This window comes from Gluconacetobacter takamatsuzukensis, from assembly GCF_014174275.1.
Taxonomy (GTDB): Bacteria; Pseudomonadota; Alphaproteobacteria; order Acetobacterales; family Acetobacteraceae; genus Gluconacetobacter; species Gluconacetobacter takamatsuzukensis.
On the sequence record NZ_JABEQK010000007.1, the window covers coordinates 207440 to 229051 of the forward strand.

Consider the following 21612-nt stretch of genomic DNA (forward strand, 5'->3'; position numbering starts at 1 on the left):
TACCGGAGACGCCCCTCATGCTTCCCGCACCCTCCGCCATCACCGGCGACCTGCTGATCGGCTTCGACACGGTCCGCACGGATGCGACCTTCACCGCCACCGATCCCGCGACCGGCCTGCCGCTGCCCGGCCTGTTCTCCTGCGCCGCCGCCGGGCACGTGCAGCGCGCCGCGGCCCTTGCGGCCCGGGCATTCGACCCCTACCGCCTGCGCCCCGTCGCGGACCGCGCGGCCTTTCTCGAAGCCATAGCCGACACTATCGCGGCACTGGGCGACGTCCTGACCGACCGCGCCTGCGCCGAAACCGGCCTGCCCCGCGCCCGCATCGTGGGCGAAACCGCCCGCACCACCGGCCAGCTGCGCCTGTTCGCGGACCTGGTGCGCGCGGGGCTCGACGCCCTTCCGCGTCTCGACGGCGCCCGCCCCGACCGCCGGCCGCTGCCCCGGGCCGACCTGCGCCAGGGGCATGTCGGGCTCGGCCCGGTGGCGGTGTTCGGCGCCGGCAATTTCCCGCTGGCCTTCTCGGTGGCGGGGGGCGACACGGCCTCGGCCCTCGCCGCCGGCTGCCCAGTCGTGGCCCGCGCCCACCCCGCCCACCCGGGCACCGGCGAACTGGTCGGCCGCGCCATCCTGCACGCCGCCCGCCAATGCGACATGCCCGAGGGCGTGTTTTCCCTGCTGGGCGGCCCCGACCATGCGCCGGGCGCCCAGCTGGTGGCCGATCCCCATATCGCCGCCGTCGGCTTCACGGGTTCCCGCGCCGGCGGCCTGGCCCTGATGCGCCTGGCCGCCGCCCGCCCGGTCCCCATCCCCGTCTTTGCGGAAATGAGCAGCATCAACCCCGTCTATCTGCTGCCCGGCGCCCTGGCGAACGGCGCGGCAGAGATCGCACAGGGCTTCGCCGCGTCCCTCACGGCAGGCAGCGGCCAGTTCTGCACCAATCCCGGCCTGCTGGTCGCCGTGGAAGGCCCGGATCTGGAGGCATTCGTCGCCACGGCGGCGGCCCGGCTGGCGGAAAGCCCGGGCGCGCCGATGCTGACGGCGGGCATCCACCGCGCGTTCGATGCCGGGGTGCGGCGGCTGGCCGACACGCCGGGCGTCAGCCTGCTGGCGCGCGGCCCGCACAATGACGGGCCCAATCGTTGCCGCGCCGCCCTGTTTCGCACCGACGCGCAAACTTTCGCCGCCCACCCCCACCTGGCCGAGGAGGTCTTCGGCGCCGTCTCGCTGCTGGTCGCCTGCCCCGACATGGCGGCGATGCAGGCCCTCACCGAACGGCTGGAGGGCCAGCTCACGGCCACGCTGTGGCTGGCCGAGGACGACCTGCCCGCCGCCCGGGCGCTGATGCCGGTGCTGGAGCGCAAGGCCGGCCGCATCCTGGCCAATGGCTGGCCGACGGGGGTCGAGGTCTGCCCGGCGATGGTGCATGGCGGCCCGTTCCCCGCAACGTCCGACGGCAGGTCGACATCGGTCGGCACCGGGGCGATCGAACGGTTCCTGCGGCCGGTCTGCTACCAGGACCTGCCGCGCGCGCTGCTGCCCGAACGCCTGCGTGACGACGCGCCGTCCGGCCGGCCCTGCCTGCGCGACGGCGCCCTGGTGCCGGCATGAACGCGCAGGGCAGGGCAGGGGACGAAGGCTTCCGCCAGTCGCTGGGCCTGCTCGACCTCACCCTGATCGGGTTCGGTTCGATCTTCGGCTCGGGCTGGCTGTTCGCGGCGGCCCATGTCGCGACCATGGCGGGGCCGGCCAGCATCCTCTCCTGGGTGGTCGGCGGCGCGGCGGTGCTGCTGCTGGGCCTGGTCTATTGCGAACTGGGGGCCGCCCTGCCGCATGCCGGCGGCGTCGTGCGCTATCCCGATTATTCCCATGGCGCGGCGTGCGGTTTCCTGATGGGCCTCACCACCGTCATCGCCTTTTCCAGCCTGATCGCGATCGAAATCGTCGCCGCCCGCCAATATGCCGGCGCCTGGGTCGCGGGGCTGACGCGCGATGCGGCGGGCGACCCCACCCTGGCCGGCTGGCTGGCGCAGGCGGCGGTGCTGTACGGCCTCTACCGGGTCAACCGGTCGGGGATCGCGACCTTCGCGCTGGTCAACAATATCGTCACCCTCTTCAAATTCTGCGTGCCGGGCCTGGTGGCGATCCTGCTGCTGGCCCATCTCGACCCGGGCAATTTCACCAGCCACGGCTTTTCCACCCACGGCCTGGCGGGGGTGGAAGGCGCCATCTCCACCGGCGGAATCATCTTCGCCTATCTCGGCCTCACCCCCATCATCGCGGTGGCCAGCGAGGTCCGCAAACCGCAGCGCACCATTCCCATCGCCCTGATCGCGTCGGTGCTGCTCTCCACGCTCGTCTACGTGCTGTTGCAGACAGCCTTCATCGGCGCCATCCCCGCCACCCTGCTGGCAGACGGGTGGGATGCGGCCGACCGGCATTTCGGCCTGCCGTTCCACGATATCGCCCTGGCGCTGGGGCTGGCATGGCTGGGCGCGCTGGTGGTGGGCGACGCCATCCTCTCCCCCACGGGCACCGGCAACATCTACATGTCGTCGAACCCGCGCGTGCTCTACGCCTGGGCACGGGGCGGCACCTTCTTCCGCCGGTTCGCCCGCATCGACGCGGCATCGGGCGTGCCCGTTCCCGCCCTGCGCCTCACCTTCGCCCTCAGCCTGTTCTGGACGCTGCCCTTCCCGTCATGGCAGGCGCTGATCGGCGTCGTATCCTCGGCGTTGATGATGAGCTACGCCCTCGCCCCCGTCACGGCGGCGGCGCTGCGCGTCAACGCGCCGCACATGCCGCGCCCGTTCCGCGTGCGCGGCTTCGGCCTCCTCGCCCCGGCCGCCTTCGTCATCGCGACGCTGATCGTCTACTGGACCGGCTGGGCGACATTGTCGTGGCTGCTGGCGCTGCAACTGGTGCTGGTGGTCGCCTTCCTCGTCGTCCAGGCCCGCGCGCGGGGCAGGGCGGCCGCGGTACCCGCCCTGCGCGGCGCCGGGTGGCTGCTGGCCTGGCTGGCCGCGCTGCTGGCCCTGTCCGGCGCCGGCGCGCGCGGCGGCATGGGGTGGATCGCATGGCCCGCCGACGACCTGGCGGTGGCGGCACTAGCCCTGGCCATCTATGGCTGGGGCCGCCGCAGCGGCCTCTCCCACCCCGGCCTGTCCCATCCGGGCCTCCCGCGCGTCGCGGCAGAATGCGCGGCCGGCGTGGGGGCGGCCCCGTAACCGCCCCGGCAGGCTATTTCAACTGGCCTTGCAGGTCGCGCTGGGTATCGCGGATATGCGCCTTCAGCAGCGTCCCCACGGTCCGGCGGTCGCGCGCCAGCCACGCGTCCAGAATGGCCTGGTGCTCGCGGTTCGCCCGCTGGTCCCGCCCCTCGGGGCGCAGGTGGATGCGCACATACCGGTCGGCGATCACGTTCAGCGTCTCGATGATATGGACGGTAATGCGCGCCGCCCCGGGGCGAACCAGCGCCAGATGAAACCCGCGATTATACTGCCCATGCGCCGGGTCCTCGACCTTCAGCGCATCCTCCAGCGCGGCAAGGGCGGCACGGGCCGCCGCCTGCTCGCGCGCATCGGCCACCATGCACGCGGCCGACGCGGCATCGGGCTCCAGCTTCAGGCGCAGCCGGTACACATCCTCGGCCTCTTCCGCCGAAAGCGGCGCAACGAAGAAGCCCCGCTTGGGAAAAGAGCGGATCAGCCCATCCTGTTCCAGCCGCGCCAGCGCCTCGCGCAGCGGAATCTTGCTGATATTCAGCGCGCTCGCCACGACATCCTGGCGAATGGGAGAATCCGCTTCCAGTTCGCCCGACAGGATGCGCTCGCGCAGCAGGCCGTAAAGCTGGTCGGCGATCGAACGGACGTCCAGAACAGTCGCTTCGGCGGATTCGAACTTCATACCCGGTTTGTCTTTCATGGCCCGCGTCGCGGACAGGCCCGCGCGCAGGCCTCCATGCGTGATGCGGCCACACCGCAGCCAATACCAAAAGATCGCCTCGAAATACAATCGTCGCCGCGCCGGGCTGCGGAAAGAAAATCTCTTCTATTCTTCAAATAACGTCCCACAGGGCATGCGTTTATAAAGCGAGAACCGGTCGCCCGCACAGGATACAGCATGTAAGCGACCGATTGGAAGAAAATATACGATACACGAAAACATGGGTTCTACACCCGACGGCGGCACCCATGCAGGCACCCGGGGGGCACAGGGGGGCAGCCCCCGCCCCCCCCACACCCGGTTCCCGGGCCATCCGGCCACCCCCCGCACGGCCGCCCCGTCGCCAGGGTGCGGAAAAGAGGGGCGAAATCCCTTGCCACATCAGAACGTATACGATAAACGACAAGTCGGATGCGACAAAAGGCAGGATCATCGGAATGAAAAAAGCCGAATGGAAGAAAGCGACCTTTCTGCTTCGGATGACGGTGGGCAGTTCCCTTCTCTGTTCCACCGCCCTGTTCGGCACCGCAATGGCCGATCCCCGTCCCAGGCATGCGGCGCCCGCGCAGCAGGGCACGGGCCGGGCCACGCCCGGCAAGGCCGCGCCCGCCCGGGCCACCCAGCGCCCGCAGCCCGCCAGGCGGGCCCCGGCCGCCAGCAATGAAGACGTCAACGTCACCGCCTCGCGCAATATCTCGCGCGGCGCGAACGTCGTGGTCGGCCGGCGCATGATGGACCAGTTCACGGCCGGCTCCAGCCCGCTGAAGATCCTGGCCCTGACCGCGCCGGGCGTCAGCTTCGGCTCGTCCGATGCGCTGGGCCTCGATACGGCGGCAAGCACCTTCTATGTCCGCGGCTTCAACCAGTCGCAGCTCGGCGGCACGATCGACAATATCCCCATGGGCGGCTTCGGGTTCCACAACTGGTCCGGCCTCAATATCGACCAGATCGAAATCCAGGAGAACCTGCAATCCATGTCGGTGTCCCAGGGCGCCGGCGCGGTCGACATGCCCTCGGGCCAGACGCTGGGCGGCGCGCTGACCTTCACCTCGTCCGACCCCAAGGACCGCGCGGGCGGCCGGATCGACCAGAGCTTCGGCAGCTATAACGGCTTTCGCACCTATGCCCGCGCCGACAGCGGAATCCTCAATTCCACCGGCACCAAATTCTATGTCTCCTTCGCCCGCACGGCACAGGATCTGTGGAAAGGCTACGGCGACCAGCGCGAGGAGCAGGCAAACGTCAAGCTCGTCCAGCCCTATCTGGGCAATCGCGGCAAGCTGACGGCGGTCTTCGATTATTCCGATTTCACCCAGTACAACTTCCTGACCATGACGAAGAACATGTGGGAGAAGATCGGCCAGGTCGCCATGTTCAAGCCCAACTACCAGAAGGCGAAGGAATGGGCGATCGCCGCGCAGAACGGCACGGTCCCCGCCTCGGTGCAGGGCATCCTCACGCCCGACGAAATCGGCAATTTCTTCTGGGACGGCTCGCAGGTGCAGCGCAACTATCTCAGCTCCCTCATCAACGAATACAAACTCTTCGACAATGTCACCTCCACCACCGTCGCCTACGGCCATGTGACCAACGGCGATTACGGCGGCACCAACAATTTCCTCACCTCGCCGACATCCGGCGTCCCCATGGCGCTCCAGATGGGCCACCCGGACGTCAGGCGCCTGGGCTTCACGCAGAGCTTCCTGATCAAGCTCCGCCAGAACGACATCCAGACCGGCATCTGGTACCAGAACGACCGCTTCAATTACCCCACGCGCCTGTATGAAGATGGCGTCGACAGCCCCCACGCCACCCTCAGCGGCTTCAAGGCCAGCCAGGCGACGACATGGTGGGCCGATTCGTTCAATACGAACACCTTCCAGTTCTACCTCAAGGATGTCTGGCACATCATGCCGAACATGACGCTGGAGGGCGGCTTCCGGTCCCTGACCCAGACCACCCACGGCGGCACCACGGTCGACAATACCGAAAAGCTCGCGGCGACATGGGGCACCTACTACGCCCATCCGGTCTCGGGCAGCATGACGGCCTCCAACGCGTTCCTCCCCCATTTCGCCTTCGATTATTTCTTCCTCGATCATCACGAGCTGTATTGGGACATCGCGGAGAACATGCGGGTCTACGACTACGCCACGCAGACCAGCGGCGGCACGCCCTGGGGCGGCCTGGGCAATTCCAGCAACGCGGCACAGACCGTCTTCGACGAGAACAAGAACAAGCTCCGGCCCGAGAGAACCTGGAACTACGTCGTCGGCTACCGCTACAATTCCAAGATCTTTTCCGGCAGCGTCGATTTCTATCATACCGACTACTACAACCGCCTGGCGGCCGTCAGCACCGGCCCGGTCAACAACAGCTACAGCGCCTATCTCAATGTCGGGCGCGAGACGATGAACGGCGCCGACGTCATGGCCGTGGTCCGCCCGTTCGAAGGGCTCGAGATCATCAACGGCTTCAGCTGGAACGACGCGCAATACCAGTCGCGCAGCGTCCCCTATGGCGGGACGACGATCGACCTGAAGGGAAAACACCAGGTTTTCTATCCAAAGTTCATGTACAAGGTGAATGTCAGCTACAGCTGGCGCAATGCGAATGTCAGCTTCAACACGTCGTATAACAGCGCCATGGCCATGACCTACACCAACGATGTGCACGTCCCGTCATTCTGGACATCGTCCCTGAACGCTTCCTACAATTTCGGAAAGATCGGCCGGGCCCTGAAGAATTTCAAGGCGACGTTCTCGGTCAGCAACCTGTTCAACCAGAATTATTTCGGCGGCCTGTACGGCACGGCGGCAATGTCGGGCGACGACAACCCCATTCTTTACCAGGCCGCCCCGCGCGAGTATTTTGGAACGATTTCGGCGGAATTCTGAGGCATGACAAGAACCATGAAGACATACCTGCTCGCGGCCCCCCTGTGCGGATACCTGCTCGCGGCCGCCCTGGCCGCCCCGGCGGCGGCCGACCCGATGCCGGCCGGCGAGGTCGTGTCCCTCTTCGACGAATGGCGCGCTTTCGCCGCCCCGGCGCGCAATGGCGGCGTGGCGGATTACAGCCCGGCCTCCCTGGCCCGCTGGCAGGCGGGGCTCGACCGGTTCCGCCGCCGCACGGCGGCGGACCAGGCCCGCTATACCGACGTCACCTCGGCGGTCGACCTCAAGCTGATCATGGCAGAGATCAACGGGCTGGATTTCAACCTGCGGGTCCTGCGCCCCTGGGCCCGCGACCCGTCCTTCTACGCCACCGTCTTCGCCGAGGAAAGCGACGTCCCGGCGCACGAGGCCCAGTGGGCCGACCAGATCGACCTGTTCGCATGGTCCTGGCCGCTGGACGACCAGGGTGCGAAAGACCTGGCCGCGCGCCTGCGCACGGTCGCGCCCCTGCTGGATCGCGCCCGGACCTGGCTGGCAACAGGCAACGCCGCCGACCTGTGGCGCTACGGCGACCATGCCCTGACCGCGCAGATCAAGGCCCTGTCCGGCCTGCTCGACGGCACGCTGCGGATGCGCACGCATGAAGGCCATGTCCCGGCCAGCCTGGTCGACGCCCCGGTCGAAACCCGCCAGGCGGCGCAGGCCGCGCTGGCGGCCACGCAGTCCTTCCGCGACTGGGTACGCAAGCAGGCCCCCGGCAAGACCGGCCCCTCGGGCATCGGTATCGAAAACTACAATTGGTACATGAAAAACGTCCAGCTCGTGCCCTATGACTGGACCGAGCAGGTGGCCCTGCTGCGGCGCGAGCTGGCCCGGGCCTGGGCCGGCCTGGCGGAGGAGGAACTCCACAATCGCGGCCTGCCGCCGCTGGAAAAGACCCGCTCGCCGGAAGCCTACGCGGCCTTCGACCAGGCCCGGCTGACCAGATATATCGATTTCCTGGTCGCGAAGGGCCTGATCGCGGATACGCCCTATAACCGGACGTACTTGCAAGCGCAGAAGATCGGCTACGTCCCGCCGGACAAGCGCGATTTCTTCACCAACGTCACGGCGCTCGACCCGGTGCCGCTCTATTCGCACGACATCCACTGGGTGGAACTGGCGCGGATCGCGCACGACACCAATCCCGACCCGGTGCGCCGGGGCGCGCCGCTGTTCAATATCTACGCCGCCCGGTCGGAAGGCTTCGCCACGGCGTTCGAGGAAATCGTCATGCGCTCCGGCTTCTATGACGACGAGCCGCGCGGGCGCGAACTGGTCTGGATCATGGCGGCCAACCGCGCGGCCCGCGGTCTCGCGTCCCTCTACGTCCAGGCCAACAGGATCACCCTGGCCGAGGCGGGCAAGTTCCACGCATCCTGGACGCCGAGGCACTATTCCGACCCCACATCGGCCCTGGTCGGTTTCGAACAGCTTCTCTACCTGCGCCAGCCCGGATACGGGACCAGCTACATCACCGGCAAGCTGCTTCTCGACCGCCTGATCGCCGCCCGCGCCCAGGCCACGACCGGCAGCGTGGAGGCCGTGGTGCCCGAGACGCTCCAGGCGATGTATCGCGCCGGCATCCTGCCCTGGCCTCTGGTGGAGGAATCGCTGGGCGTCACGGGCGAGGTCGTGCCCTGATCCTGCCGGGGCGGTCGCGCCGACCGCGCGGCCGCCCCCCACCGTCCAACCCGCCACCCCCCTCATACCCCCCTCCCATCCGGCGCAATCATCCCCGCGAAGGATGCAGAACCGTGACGCACCGCCCCGCCACCCTCCGTCCCACCACTACCCGGCGACGCCTCCTGCACGCCGCCGCGTCGCTCGGCATCCCCCTGCCGGCCGGCGCCGCACCGGCCGACGCAACCTGCTCCGCCTTCCCCCGGTCGCAGGTCCGGCTGCTGCCCTCGCCCTATCTGGATGCGCTGCACACCAACCGGGCCTATCTTCTCTCGCTCGACCCCGACCGCCTGCTGCACGGCTACCACGTCCAGGCCGGCCTACCGCCCAGGGCCCCGCCCTATGGCGGGTGGGAGGCCGATTCCATCGCCGGCCACACGCTCGGCCACGTTCTCAGCGCACTCAGCCTGCTCCACGCCCAGACCGACGATCCCGACGCCCGCGCCCGCGTCACGGCCATCGTCGCGGAACTCGCCCGCTGCCAGCACCAGGCCGGCGACGGCTATGTCGGCGCCTTCACCCGCCGCCGCGACGGCCGGATCGAGCCCGGCCGCCTGATCTTCGAGGAAATCCGGCGCGGCACGATCCGCGCCCGTCCCTTCACCCTCAACGAGGGCTGGGCCCCGCTGTACAACTGGCACAAACTGTTCGCCGGCCTGCTGGATGCCGAATCCCTGTGCGCCGTCCCGCAGGCCCGCACGGTGGCCGAAGGGCTGGCCGGCTATCTCGACGGCGTCCTGTCCACACTCGACGATGATAGGATGCAGACCGTCCTGGGCTGCGAATATGGCGGCCTGAACGAGAGCATGGCAGAACTCGCCGCGCGGACCGGCAACCGGCGCTGGGCGGCCCTTGCGGCCCGCATCGACGACACGCGCACCCTCGGCCCGCTGCAACGCGGCCACGCCGCGCTGGACGGCCAGCACGCCAACACGCTGATCGCCAAGACGATCGGGCAGGCCCGCCTGTACGAACTCACCGGCCAGGCCCGCTACCGCACCGCCGCCGAAACGCTGTGGGAGGCCGTGACGCGGCATCATCTCCAGGCCTGCGGCGGCACGGGCGACCGCGAATATTTCACCGCCCCCGACAGCGCGGCCGCGCATCCCGGCGAGCGCACCTGCGAAACCTGCGCCACCTACAACATGCTCAAGCTGACATGCCATGTGCATGCCTGGGCGCCGCACGGCCGCCATTTCGACTATTACGAACACGCCCATATCAACCACATCCTCGCCCAGCAGCATCCGCGCACCGGCATGTTCGCGTACATGATGCCGATGGGCGTCGGCGCGGCGCGCAACTATTCCACGCCGCACGACGATTTCTGGTGCTGCGTCGGCACGGGGCTGGAAAGCCATGCCCGGCACGGCGAAGCCATCTGGTGGCAGCGCGGCCGGGACGAGCTGGCGATCAATCTCTTCATCCCCTCCAGCCTGGCCTGGCCGGAACGCCGGGCCCACCTGACGCTGGACACACGCTATCCCCGAGACGGAGAAATCGCCGTCACGGTCGAGCGGATGGGCGACCGCTCCCCGCTGACCATCGCCCTGCGCCTGCCCGCCTGGTCCGGCGGCCACCGGCTGGCGGTCAACGGCCAGCCGGTCGATGGCACGGCCGACCCCGACGGCTATGTCCGCATCCGCCGCACCTGGCGGGCCGGCGATCGCCTGGCCTACACGATCGCTCTTCCCCTGCGCGTCGCGGCACCGGCCCGGCAGGGGGACACCGTCTCGTTCCTGCGCGGCCCGGTCCTGCTCTGCGCCGATCTCGGCCCGGCGCGCGGCGAATTTCCCTATCGGGGCCCGGTGCCCGTCGTGCTGGCGCGCGACCCGTTGCAGGCCGTACGCCCGCTGGACCGCGAGGGCCTGCTCTTCCAGGTGCCGGGCGCCGACGGACCATTGCTTCTGCGCCCGTTCACGCCGCAGCACGACCGGCTGAGCGCCCCGTGCCTGCCCTGCGTGGCCCCCGAAGCCTGGACCGAAGACCGGCGCCAGGTCCTGCAACGGCAGTTCGCGCCGCCCCCGCCCAATGTCCCGCTCCTCGATCGGATCGACCCGGACGACCCGGGGTCCCAGGCCCGCCACGCCCTCGCCGGGCGCGGCCTGGCACCGATCCGCCGGCTCGGCCGGCCGGGCTGGGCGGCGGACAGCCTGTCGGTGCGGCTGGAAACGCACGGCCGGGCGGCGGACCTCCAGATCGATTATTACGACGACGATGTGTGCCGCCTGTTCCACATCCTGCTCGACGGGCAGGTGGTGGCGACCGAGGCGCTGCCCAGGCGCAATCCCGGTGTCTTCGTGACCCGCCGCTACGCGCTGCCCCGGGCGCTGACCCGCCGGGGGCGGACGGTCACCATCGCGTTCCAGCCCGCCGGCGAGCGCGGCGTTGGCGATATTTACGGCCTGGCGCTCGTCCCTGCCTGAGCGGGCAGGGCGCCCAGGTCTGAATATCATGATAAATTTCAACTATTTAAAGAATAACCTGTAAAATTCCGCGCGACCTTCCCGGGTCGATCCGATTGTGTTACGTATACGATAGACGAAATCGGCGACGATCAGTGCGCCCGAATGGAGAACGAGAATCATGGAATGGACGGGCGTATTTCCGGCGGCGACGACCCAGTTCACCGAGGACCTGTCGATCGACATCCCCCAGACGCAGCGGGTGCTCGACGACCTGATCCGTGACGGCGTGCACGGCCTGGTCGTCATGGGGACATGCGGCGAAAACAATTCGCTGGAACCGGCCGAGAAGATCCAGGTGCTGGAAGCCGCCCGCGAGGTCGTGGCCGGCCGCGTGCCGCTGATCGTCGGCGTTTCGGAACTGACGACCCTCCGCGCGGTCGCCTTCGCCCGCCAGGCGGAACGGATCGGCGCCGACGGGCTGATGGTGCTGCCGGCGATGGTCTACGTGCCCACTCCGGCCGAACTCGAGCATCATTTCCGCCTGGTCGGGGGCGCGACCGGGCTGCCGATCATGCTCTACAACAACCCCACGGCCTATCGGGTCGAAATCGGGCTGGACGTCCTGTCGCGCCTCACCGACGTCCCGACCATCCAGGCCGTCAAGGAAAGCACGTCCGACACCTGCCGCTATACCGATATCCGCAACGCATTCGGCGATCGCTACGTGATCATGGCGGGGCTGGACGACGTGGCGCTCGAAGGGCTGGTGCTGGGGGCGGCAGGCTGGATTTCCGGACTGACCAGCGCCTTCCCGCGTGAATCCGTGGCGCTGGTCGCGGCCCTGGCGGGCGGCGACATGGTGACCGCGCTGCGGATCTATCGCTGGTTCATGCCGCTGCTCCATCTCGACGCCGCGCACGACCTGGTGCAGGCGATCAAGCTGGCCGAGCAGATCATGGGCCGGGGCAGCGAGCGGGTGCGCCTGCCGCGCCTGAAGCTCGCCGGCGCGCGCCGCGACGCGGTGACCCGCATGGTCGAGCATGCAGCCGCCCACCGGCCGATCTGATACCGTCGGCGGTAGGGGAGGCAGGCATGCGGCACACGTTCTTTTGCATCGATGGCCACACGGCTGGCAATCCGGTCCGCCTGGTCGCGGGCGGCGCCCCGCTGCTGCGCGGCGCCACGATGGGCGAACGCCGCCTGGATTTCCTGGCGCGGTTCGACTGGATCCGGACCGGCCTGTGTTTCGAGCCGCGCGGCCACAGCATGATGTCCGGTGGCTTCCTCTATCCCCCTTCGCGCGAGGACAGTGACGGGGGCATCCTGTTCATCGAAACCAGCGGCTGCCTGCCGATGTGCGGCCATGGCACGATCGGCCTCGTCACGTTCGGGCTGGAGCACGGCCTGCTCCACCCGCGCGTGCCCGGCCGGCTGCGTCTCGAAGTGCCCGCCGGCATGATCGATATCGAATACACCGAAAACCAGGGTCGCGTGACCGGCGTGCGCATCCGCAACGTGCCGGCCTACGTCGCCGCCACCGGCATCGGGATCGAGGTCCCGGGGCTGGACGCACTGACCGTCGATGTGGCCTATGGCGGCAATTACTACGCGATCGTCGAACCCCAGGGCGCCTATACGGGGCTGGACGCGCTGGGGGCCCGGCGCATCCTCGAACTCTCCCCCCAGGTGCGCGAGGCCGTGCGCGCCCGGTTCCACCCCGTGCACCCGGCCGATCCGGCGATCGAGGGCGTCAGCCATGTCCTGTGGGCCGATCGCGGCCTGACGCGCGCGGGCAGCCGCAACGCCGTGTTCTACGGCGACAACGCGATCGACCGCAGCCCCTGCGGCACCGGGACGTCCGCCAGGCTAGCGCACCTCCACCACAAGGGCCTGCTGGCGCCGGGCGAACCCTTCGTCCACGAAAGCTATATCCACAGCCGTTTCATCGGGACGATCGAGTCCGAAACGACGATCCCGTCCCCCGCCGGCCCCATCCCCGCGATCGTCCCGCTTATCGAGGGCTCGGCCATCTCGACGGGTTTCAATACGATCTGGATCGAGCCGGAAGACCAGTTCCGTCACGGTTTCCAGGTTATCTAGCAGGCGGGGGGCCACCCATGATACAAGGGCGGCATGATCCACAATCTTCACCTCATACGACCGTCCCAATTCCAACCAGGGAACGGTCACATGAAGGCGAATGATGTCGGAATCCAATCTGGAAGATCTGTTGGCCGAATCGGCTGAACACGAGAAATACCCCTACATCCCCGGCCAGACGGCTTATGTCCTGGCCCGCGAATATCAGTTCCCCAAACCGGCTCGCCGGATGACCGCCGACCCGTACGCAGCGGTGCGACGGCTGGGCTTCCCCATCGCAATCCACCAGCCCGGATGCGTGGCCGAGCGTGTCCGCGCGGTTGAGGAACGCTGTCCCCATGCCGTGGATGCGGTCAGGGCCATGGCATCCTCCGACCTGAGGCGGCCCAGATGGGGCCAGTCGGGCCCGACCCGCCCCATCCTGCTGGTCGGGCCCCCGGGATGCGGAAAATCTACGGTCGCCCGTGCCTATGCCCAGACCCTCGGCTACGCGGTCATGGCCATGAATGTCGGCTCCATGCCCGAGGGCTTCGCGTTCAACGGAACTCACCAGACATTCGGGGATTCCAGGCCCTCGGCCATCGTGGAATTCATGGCCCGGACCGAGACGGCGAACCTAGTCATCATCCTGGACGAGGTGGATAAGGCCCCGAAAGGCGGACAGCATGGATGCGTGCAAAATGCCCTGCTCCCCTTCCTGGACATGCGAGAGGCCAGGACCTTCAGGGACGCATTCCTGGGCACCGGCGTCGACGTCTCCCGCATCCATTGGGTTCTCACCGCCAACAGCCTGTCGATGGTGTCGGCCCCCTTGCGGTCCAGGTGCCAGGTGATTCACGTCAGCCGGCCTGATTCCTCCCACGTCCATGCGCTGGCGAACAACCTGATGGCCGCAATTGCCGAGGATCTCGGACTGTCCCGCAAGTGGTTCAGATTGGACGGTATCGAGCGCGAAGCCCTCGAGAGGCATTTCTCCGGGGATATGCGTGTGCTGAAGCGTATGGTGGAAACCATTGTGGAAGAGCAGGCGGAAAGATGGGGGCGGGGTTAGGGTTACGCCCCCTGCTTCGTCCGCGCGCGGGTTGCCGCATGGCGGATAACGTGGCACGGCGTGAAGTCCGTATCCCAATCGAGTGGCCCGAAACCATGACCCACCTCCTCGCCAGGCGCGGCCTGTTTCACGCTACCGCGGGCGGTCTCTGTCTCAGCGCGCTGGGCCCGAACGCGCTGGGGGGCCGGGCCATGGCGGCCACGCCGGCGGACTGGTCGCTCTATCGCCAGCGTTACGTGCGCGCCGACGGGCGGGTCGTCGACACCGGCAACGGCGGCGCGTCCCACAGCGAAGGGCAGGGGTACGGCCTCCTCTTCGCCCAGGCCTTCAACGACCAGCCCATGTTCGACACCATGGCCGCCTGGACCTGCAAGGTCCTGAAACGCAACGAAGATGCCCTGCATGCCTGGCATTACCTGCCCGGCTCCATGCCCCACGTCCCCGACCATAACAACGCCACCGACGGCGACCTGCTGATCGCGCTGGCCCTGACCCTGGCAGGGCGGAAATGGAATCGCCCCGACCTGACAGACGCCGCCCGCGCCATCTACGCCGCGCTCCGGGGACGCATCGTGGCGGCAATCGGTGGCCGCAAGGTGCTGCTGCCCGGGCTGTACGGATTCTCGACGCCGGACGCGGCCACCGTGAACCTGTCCTATTACGTCATGCCCTCGCTGATGGCGGCGGCGGAACTCGATGACCGCGAGACATGGCTGCGGGTGATCCGCGACGGGCTGGCGCTGATCCATCAGGCCGGCTTTGGACGGTGGAACCTGCCCCCGGACTGGATCCAGGTAGCCGCGGCAGGCGGCGCCGTTTCCATCGCCCGCCCGCAACCGCCACGGTTCTCGTTCGATGCGGTGCGGGTGCCGCTGTACCTGCAATGGGCGGGCCTGCTCGATCCGGGCCTGCGGGTGGTCTTTCGCACGTACTGGAATGCGTGGGGGGCCGGCACGATGCCGGCATGGGTCAACCTGCGCAACGGCGAGCGATCGCCCTACAACGCGCCGCCGGGATTCTACGCCGTCGGCATCGCCAGCGGATTGCTCAACATGCCGGGCACCGCCACCGTGGATTTCCCGGCGATGGCCGCCAGTCCCGACTATTACTCGGCCTCGCTGACCATGCTGTCCTCGCTGGTGCTGGACGGCATGGCGTCCGAGATCGTGCAGCATGACGGCGGCATGTTCTGATCCACGGCCGCCGGACTGCCCGGTGCGGATGTTGCCGTTTGGCATAAACGGATACGGTTCGCCCGGCCCCGGATTTTTTATTTTTTTGAACCCCTTTGTGTTTGATTTTAGGGTTCCCTTTGTGTTTGCTCATCATGGTGGGGGCTTCGTCGCGCACTGTTGGTTTGCACCTCGTCCCGAGGGGCCACGCCACGTGCCGCCATGACTGCGCTTCGACGCAGGCATCAGGGTTGGAATGTCATCATGAGCGCTGATCTCGGTTCGGAATTCCCTCTGGTCAAGGCCGCCCTCTCCATGTCGGCGACAACGCCGCAGCCGCAGCAGGGGGACGACCGTGATGTCTCGGGACTGCGCACCGCGGTGGGCGAGCCGGGGTTGCCCTACTGGACGTTCGATAACGTGAACGCCATCCCGGCCGAAAGCGCCCCTCCGGCGCCGGGCATGCCGCTGCCCGATATCACCGGGCCGCTCGGCGCCGAGCCACCACCGGCCGCCGTTCCGCCGCTCCCCCCGCATGAAGCGGCGCCCGATCCCGCGTGGTTTCCCATGGCCGGATCACCGCCGCCCGTCTCGCCGTCTCCCCCGCCATCCGCGCCGGTCTCGCCGCCTTCGGCTGCGCCTGCCCAGGACGATTTCGCGGCGTTTCGCGCGCGTCCCACGGCAGCAGACCGTGGCGCCCCGGCCGAGGATTCGCGGCGCATGACGCTGTCGGACATGTTCGCCGTGCTGCGCGGCCCCGCTCCGGCCAGCCGCAAGGACCACACCCTGCGCGACATGTTTCGCTGAACGCTGGATCATACCTGATTGCCTGACCTCATGACGTCCCGCGTTATCGCGGATTCCGCCCGATGCCGTTGATCTGCTGCGTCTCTCCCAAGGGCGGCGTGGGCAAGAGTACGGTCGTGGCCAATGTCGCCGCCAACCTGGCGCGGCTGCGGTCGCATCGTGTCGTCGCGGTGGACCTGGATCCCCAGAACATGCTGCGGCTCCACATGGGCGTGCCATTGTCCGAAAATCGGGGCTTCATCCACCTGCTGGGCCAGCCGCAATACTGGTACCAGATCCGCCATGAAACGCCGGAAGGCGCCACGATCCTGCCCTATGGCGGCATGGACATGGCGCAATCCGTCGAAATGTCGGCCCGGGTGCGGCAGAACCCCGACCTGCTGGCCGAGCCCCTGCGGCAGATTGCCGCCGATCCCCGCACCCTGGTGATCGTGGACACCGAGCCGGGGCCGTCCGCGATGCTGCACGCCATTCTGCCCCGGGTGGACCTGCTGGTAACGGTGCTGACGGCGGACGCGGCGTCGGCGGCCCTGTTTTCCGACATCGAATCCGGGCGGACATATGGGGCGGCCCATTCGGCGCCCCAGTGTTTCATCATCAATCAGTTCGACCCGATGACCCGGCTGGGGCCGGTGATCGCACGGAGTCTGGGGGCGCAGATGGGCAGGCGTTTGCTCGGTATCGTGCATCGTGACGAACATATGGGCGAGGCCCTGGCGGCGCAGAAGCCGGTCGCCGCCTATGCCCCGCGTTCGCAGGCCACTCACGATTTGGGCGCCATCTCCCACCGCCTGGTCGCCATGGTGGGCGGCTGATGCCCCGGTTCGCCCTGCCGTCCGGCGTGGCCGGCCCCGTGGCCGCCTGGCGCGCCGCGTTCCGGCGCGCGGTAGAGGGGCGATACGGCCACGCTATCCTGGGATTCTTCGTGTTCCTGGGCGGCGCGGCCACGATCATGGCCGGCATGGCCCTGCTCTCCGATGATGCGCAGATGATCGTCACGATCGTGGGCATCGTCCTGTTCTTCGTGGTGAACCGCTATCCCGGCGGCGAAGCCACGCTGTTCCTGCAGGTCATGTCTCTGGTCGTGTCGTTCCGCTACCTGGCCTGGCGGCTGACGGAAACGCTGGAATTCAACACCCTCCTCCAGACGGTGCTGGGCACCGCGCTGTGCGCTGCGGAACTCTATGCGCTGATGATGCTGCTGCTCAGCTATTTCCAGACGATCCGGCCGCTGGAACGCAAGCCGGTGCCCATGCCCCCCGACCCCACGCGGTGGCCGGAAATCGACGTCTACGTCCCGACCTATAACGAAGACCTGCAGATCGTCCGCGCCACCGTGCTGGCCTGCGCGACGATGGACTGGCCAGCCGACAAGCTGAACGTCTATATCCTCGATGACGGGCACCGCCCGGAATTCCTGGAATTCGCCCGGCAGGCCGGCGTCGGCTACATCTCGCGCCCCGACAATACCCATGCCAAGGCTGGCAACCTCAACTACGCCATGGAACAGACCCATGGCGAGTATATCGCCATCTTCGACTGCGACCATATCCCGGTCCGCGCCTTCCTCCAGGTCACGATCGGCTGGTTCCTGGTCGACCCGGCCCTGGGCATGATGCAGACGCCGCATCATTTCTATTCGCCCGACCCGTTCCAGCGGAACCTCTCGCGCGGCCATAACGTCCCGCCCGAAGGCAACATGTTCTACGGCCTGCTGCAGGACGGGAACGATTTCTGGAACGCGGCCTTCTTCTGCGGATCGTGCGCCGTGCTGCGCCGCACCGCACTGCGCCAGGTCGGCGGCATCGCCACCGAAACCGTGACCGAGGACTGCCACACCGCGCTCAAGCTTCAGCGCAAGGGCTGGTCCACCGCCTTCCTGCGCATGCCGCTGGCGGCAGGGCTGGCGACCGAGCGTCTGATCCTGCATATCGGCCAGCGCATGCGCTGGGCGCGCGGAATGCTGCAGATCCTGCGCATGGACAATCCGCTGCTCGGGCCGGGCCTGACGGTGGCACAGCGGCTGTGCTATTTCTCCTCCATGGCGGGCTTCCTGTTCGCCATCCCGCGGCTGATTTTCCTGGCCGCGCCGCTGGCCTACCTGCTGTTCAGCCAGACCCTGATCGCGGCCTCGCCCGAGGCACTGTTCGCCTATGCCATGCCGCATTTCTTTCATTCGATCGCGACCTCGGCGCGGGTCAACAAGAACTGGCGCTATTCCTTCTGGAGCGAGATCTACGAAACCGTGCTGGCGCTGTTCCTGGTACGCGTCACACTGGTGACGATGCTCTTTCCCCGCCGCGGCAAGTTCAACGTGACTGAAAAGGGCGGCATCCTGGACCGGTCCTACATGGACTGGCGGGCGCTGTATCCCACGCTCGTCTTCGGCGGCTTCCTGTTGTCCGGGCTTCTGTGGGGCGCGGTGCGCCTGGCTTTCGGCCATAACGACGCGATCGTTCTCAAGGCACTGTGGATGAATGAAGTGTGGATCTCGGTCAGCCTGATCATCGTGCTGGCGGCCATCACGGTGGGCCGCGAAACGCGGCAGCTGCGGTACGGCGCGCGCATCCATACGGCACTGCCGCTGACAGTGCGCGGCGCCGACGGGCGCATCACGCGCGGCACGACCAGCGACATCTCGCGCGGCGGCTGCCGCACCTATCTGAACCTGGCCGACCTCGGCGGAATCACGGCCGGATCACCCATCCACGTCCTTCTCGAAGACCATGAGGCCCCGATACCGGCCCGGGTCCTGAGCGTGCAGAACGGGGTGACGAATATCGAGTGGAAGCCCGCCAATATCCGTGACGAGGCCCGCATCATCCGCTTCGTCTTCGGCCGCGCCGACGCATGGACCAACTGGGGCGACTATCCGCCGGATCGTCCCCTGCGCAGTCTCTGGATGGTCATCAGCAGCATCCGCGCCCTGTTCTCGCGGGGCGACCGGCCGGCCAGCACCCGGCATAATCCCAGCGCGATCGCTGCCCGGCAAAAGGCTAGTCAATCGGTCGCCGCCGACCGGTACCAGCCCGTGACAGTGACCCCGCGCAAGACCGGCATCATGACGCTGGCGTTCTGCCTGCTCGCCCTGGCCGCCGGATCCGCGCGCGCGGCCCCCGCCCCGGTGTCCCACACTCCAACATCCCCGCCCGCGCTACCCACCAACGCTGTCCCCCCGGTGCCCGACGACAACCTGCCGATGCCGAACATGACCGCAGCACCGGTGCCGCCCGGCGGCCTGCCCGGCGGCCCGGCCACCGCCGATGCGCCGGTCACCGGCATGCCGGCTCCGTCCGCCCTGCTCACCCCGGGCGGGGCGGACGGCGACCTGCCCGGCACGTCGACGCGCACCTGGACCTTCCGGCAGCTCGGCGCCGCGGCATCCCTGCGCATGACGCCCTTCGCGGCGATCCAGGGGCTCGATTTCAGCGTGCCGCCCGGCCAACTGGTCACGGCGGCCCACCTGACCCTGAGCGGCGCGCTGTCGCCCTCGCTGCTGGCGCAGAGCAGCAGCGTCACGATCCGGCTGAACGACCAATATGTCGGCACTATCCCGGTCAATCACGACCATCCCGAATTCGGTCCGCTGACCTTCGCGGTCAATCCCGTCTTCTTCATGGGAAAGAACGCCCTCAATTTCACCTTCGCCGGCCAGTATACCGAGACCTGCGGCAACCAGATCAGCAACGTCCTGTGGGCCGACATCTCGGGCCTGTCGACGATCAGCATGACGACCGCTCCCCTGCCGGCCCGTCGCGTGCTGTCGGCGCTGCCGGCGCCGTTCCTCGACACCGCGGCGGTCGAGCGCGCGATCGTGCCCGTCATCCTGCCCGACCGGGTCAGCATGGTGTCGCCCAGCGACGTCGCGACGCTGAAGGCTGCCGCCGTGGTGGCGTCGTGGCTCGGCAAGATCGCCGATTTCCGGCATGTCAGTTTCCCTGTGTCGGGCGATGTGCCGCAAGCGGGCAACGCGGTGGCGATCGCCGTGGCCGCACGCCTGCCGGCGTCCATTGCCAGGGCGGTTTCGGTCAGCGGTCCGACCCTGGCGGAAGTCGCCAATCCCAACGATCCGTTCGGAACCATCCTCATCGTCACGGGGCGGAGCGACGACGAGCTCGCCGCCGCCGCGCGCGGACTGGCCTTCATGTCCGATACGCTGGGCAGCGTGTCCGCCCAGATCGTCTCGCCCGTCAGCGTGCCCGCACGCCAGCCGTACGACGCACCAGCCTTCCTGCCCACGGACCGCGTGGTGCGGTTCGGTGAACTGGTCAGCGTGGGCGCGCTGCAGGGGCATGGATATGTCCCGGGCACGCTGGCGGTACCGTTCCGCATCGCGCCCGACCTGTATACCTGGCGGGGGCGGCCTTTCGACGCGCAGTTCAGGATCCATGCCCCGCTGGGCAACGACGTGGACCTGGCGCAATCCCGTGTCGATGTCAGCCTGAACGATGTCTACCTGACCAGCTATTCGTGGCGCTCGCCCGAACCTCTGCCGCACTGGATCAGCCGGTTCCTCCCCGATACCTCGCCGGTGCTTCACCAGCGGGCACATCTGCCGATCTGGGGCATCTATGGCCAGAACCAGCTGCAATTCTATTTCGACGGGCGCCCGCTGGCCCGGCGCGATTGCGGCGGAATGCCTCAGGATATCTCGGTGGGGATCGACCCCGATTCCATCCTGGATTTCCGGCGGGCCTATCATTTCACGACGCTGCCCAATTTGGCCTATTTCGCCAATAGCGGCTTCCCGTTCACCCGTATGGCCGACCTGTCGCAGACCGCGATCGTCCTCCCGCCGCGTCCGCAGGGCGCCGAGCTGACGGCGTTCCTGGACCTGATGGGCATGCTGGGGTCCTATACGTGGTATCCGGCCGAACGGGTCACGGTCGTGGGGGCCGATCAGGTCCACGCGGTCGAGGACGACGACCTGATCGTGATGGGGACCTTGCCCGGCAACGACGCCATCTCCAAGGTCCTGGCCCAAACGCCCTACCGTCTGGAAAACGGCAAGCTGCATGTGGCGGAACGGTCCTTCCTGGATGGAATCCGCTATGCCTTCCCCGAAAGCCAGTTGCACGAGGCCAAGACGGTCGCCTTGCAGGGATCGCTCTCCCTCGATGCGGGCGGTGGATTGATCGGGACGCAATCGCCCTATACCGCCGGCCGATCGGTCGTCCTAATGCTCAGCAGTTCGCCCCAGGGGCTGGATGACCTGGTTCACGCCCTGCAGAATCCGGCCATGCAGAAAGGGGTCCAGGGTGACCTGACCGTCGTGAACGGCGAAAAGATCATCGCGTCCCGCAATGGCGCGACCTACACGTCCGGATCACTGCCCTGGTGGGTATGGTCCGACTGGTTCCTGCGCGAACATCCGGCGCGCGTCATCCTCATGTCCGTCATCGGCGCCGTGATCGTCGGCCTGGCCCTGCACAAAGGGGTGTCGATACGCGCCGCGCGCCGCCAGGCCTACCTGGATGCCAGCGGGGCACACGATCCATGAACCGGCACCGC

The 21612-nt window shown here is 67.9% G+C and carries 13 protein-coding genes; 12 read left to right on the forward strand and 1 reads right to left on the reverse strand.

Going from position 1 to position 21612, the window contains the following annotated elements; translation table 11 throughout:
• Positions 1-17 precede the first annotated feature (17 nt).
• Positions 18-1610: an aldehyde dehydrogenase (NADP(+)) gene (locus HLH27_RS10900; RefSeq protein ID WP_182950046.1), complete on the forward strand. Its 1593-nt coding sequence runs from the start codon at positions 18-20 to the stop codon at positions 1608-1610.
• Positions 1607-3226: an APC family permease gene (locus HLH27_RS10905; RefSeq protein WP_182950047.1), complete on the forward strand. Its 1620-nt coding sequence runs from the start codon at positions 1607-1609 to the stop codon at positions 3224-3226. Before HLH27_RS10900 ends, HLH27_RS10905 begins: the two co-directional genes overlap by 4 nt.
• A 13-nt stretch (positions 3227-3239) precedes the next feature.
• Here the strand turns inward: HLH27_RS10905 and HLH27_RS10910 are convergent, their stop codons facing one another.
• Entirely contained in the window at positions 3240-3905 is a 666-nt protein-coding gene (locus HLH27_RS10910; protein ID WP_182950048.1) for a GntR family transcriptional regulator, read from the reverse strand.
• Between the two features lie 476 nt (positions 3906-4381).
• Between HLH27_RS10910 and HLH27_RS10915 the strand changes: the two genes are divergently transcribed.
• From HLH27_RS10915 to bcsA, 10 genes are all read left to right on the forward strand, one after another.
• Positions 4382-6841 (forward strand): TonB-dependent receptor domain-containing protein, encoded by a 2460-nt coding sequence (locus HLH27_RS10915; RefSeq protein WP_246375766.1) that lies wholly within the window; start codon positions 4382-4384, stop codon positions 6839-6841.
• Positions 6842-6856: 15 nt separating this feature from the next.
• On the forward strand, positions 6857-8524 hold the full coding sequence (locus HLH27_RS10920) for a DUF885 domain-containing protein (RefSeq protein WP_182950049.1): 1668 nt from the start codon (positions 6857-6859) through the stop codon (positions 8522-8524).
• A gap of 113 nt (positions 8525-8637) precedes the next feature.
• Positions 8638-10989 carry a beta-L-arabinofuranosidase domain-containing protein gene (locus HLH27_RS10925; protein ID WP_182950050.1) on the forward strand — a complete coding sequence of 784 codons (2352 nt, stop codon included), beginning with the start codon at positions 8638-8640 and terminating at the stop codon, positions 10987-10989.
• A gap of 160 nt (positions 10990-11149) precedes the next feature.
• A complete protein-coding gene (locus tag HLH27_RS10930) occupies positions 11150-12037 on the forward strand; it encodes a dihydrodipicolinate synthase family protein (protein ID WP_182950051.1) in 888 nt (295 codons plus the stop codon).
• 26 nt (positions 12038-12063) lie between these two features.
• Positions 12064-13071: a 4-hydroxyproline epimerase gene (locus HLH27_RS10935; protein ID WP_182950052.1), complete on the forward strand. Its 1008-nt coding sequence runs from the start codon at positions 12064-12066 to the stop codon at positions 13069-13071.
• 100 nt (positions 13072-13171) lie between these two features.
• A complete protein-coding gene (locus HLH27_RS10940; RefSeq protein WP_182950053.1) occupies positions 13172-14122 on the forward strand; it encodes an AAA family ATPase in 951 nt (316 codons plus the stop codon).
• 95 nt (positions 14123-14217) lie between these two features.
• The gene (locus tag HLH27_RS10945; RefSeq protein WP_182950054.1) at positions 14218-15315 is read left to right on the forward strand and encodes a glycosyl hydrolase family 8; all 1098 of its coding nucleotides are present in this window, start codon (positions 14218-14220) and stop codon (positions 15313-15315) included.
• Between the two features lie 243 nt (positions 15316-15558).
• Positions 15559-16101, forward strand: a complete 543-nt coding sequence (locus HLH27_RS10950) for a hypothetical protein (RefSeq protein ID WP_182950055.1) — start codon at positions 15559-15561, stop codon at positions 16099-16101.
• A 62-nt stretch (positions 16102-16163) separates the two neighbouring features.
• Entirely contained in the window at positions 16164-16916 is a 753-nt protein-coding gene (gene bcsQ, locus HLH27_RS10955) for a cellulose biosynthesis protein BcsQ (RefSeq protein WP_182950056.1), read from the forward strand.
• A complete protein-coding gene (gene bcsA, locus HLH27_RS10960) occupies positions 16916-21601 on the forward strand; it encodes a UDP-forming cellulose synthase catalytic subunit (RefSeq protein ID WP_182950057.1) in 4686 nt (1561 codons plus the stop codon). The genes bcsQ and bcsA overlap by 1 nt, the downstream gene beginning before the upstream one ends.
• The last annotated feature ends 11 nt before the right edge of the window (positions 21602-21612 follow it).

What these genes read in the sequence shown, in the direction of transcription:
- HLH27_RS10930 (WP_182950051.1), top strand. Translation starts at nt 11,150, where the DNA reads ATGGAATGGACGGGCGTATTTCCGGCGGCGACGACCCAGTTCACCGAG.
- bcsA (WP_182950057.1), top strand. Translation starts at nt 16,916, where the DNA reads ATGCCCCGGTTCGCCCTGCCGTCCGGCGTGGCCGGCCCCGTGGCCGCC.
- HLH27_RS10915 (WP_246375766.1), top strand. Translation starts at nt 4,382, where the DNA reads ATGAAAAAAGCCGAATGGAAGAAAGCGACCTTTCTGCTTCGGATGACG.
- HLH27_RS10900 (WP_182950046.1), top strand. Translation starts at nt 18, where the DNA reads ATGCTTCCCGCACCCTCCGCCATCACCGGCGACCTGCTGATCGGCTTC.
- HLH27_RS10940 (WP_182950053.1), top strand. Translation starts at nt 13,172, where the DNA reads ATGATGTCGGAATCCAATCTGGAAGATCTGTTGGCCGAATCGGCTGAA.
- bcsQ (WP_182950056.1), top strand. Translation starts at nt 16,164, where the DNA reads ATGCCGTTGATCTGCTGCGTCTCTCCCAAGGGCGGCGTGGGCAAGAGT.
- HLH27_RS10950 (WP_182950055.1), top strand. Translation starts at nt 15,559, where the DNA reads ATGAGCGCTGATCTCGGTTCGGAATTCCCTCTGGTCAAGGCCGCCCTC.
- HLH27_RS10945 (WP_182950054.1), top strand. Translation starts at nt 14,218, where the DNA reads ATGACCCACCTCCTCGCCAGGCGCGGCCTGTTTCACGCTACCGCGGGC.
- HLH27_RS10910 (WP_182950048.1), bottom strand. Translation starts at nt 3,905, where the DNA reads ATGAAGTTCGAATCCGCCGAAGCGACTGTTCTGGACGTCCGTTCGATC.
- HLH27_RS10935 (WP_182950052.1), top strand. Translation starts at nt 12,064, where the DNA reads ATGCGGCACACGTTCTTTTGCATCGATGGCCACACGGCTGGCAATCCG.
- HLH27_RS10905 (WP_182950047.1), top strand. Translation starts at nt 1,607, where the DNA reads ATGAACGCGCAGGGCAGGGCAGGGGACGAAGGCTTCCGCCAGTCGCTG.
- HLH27_RS10920 (WP_182950049.1), top strand. Translation starts at nt 6,857, where the DNA reads ATGAAGACATACCTGCTCGCGGCCCCCCTGTGCGGATACCTGCTCGCG.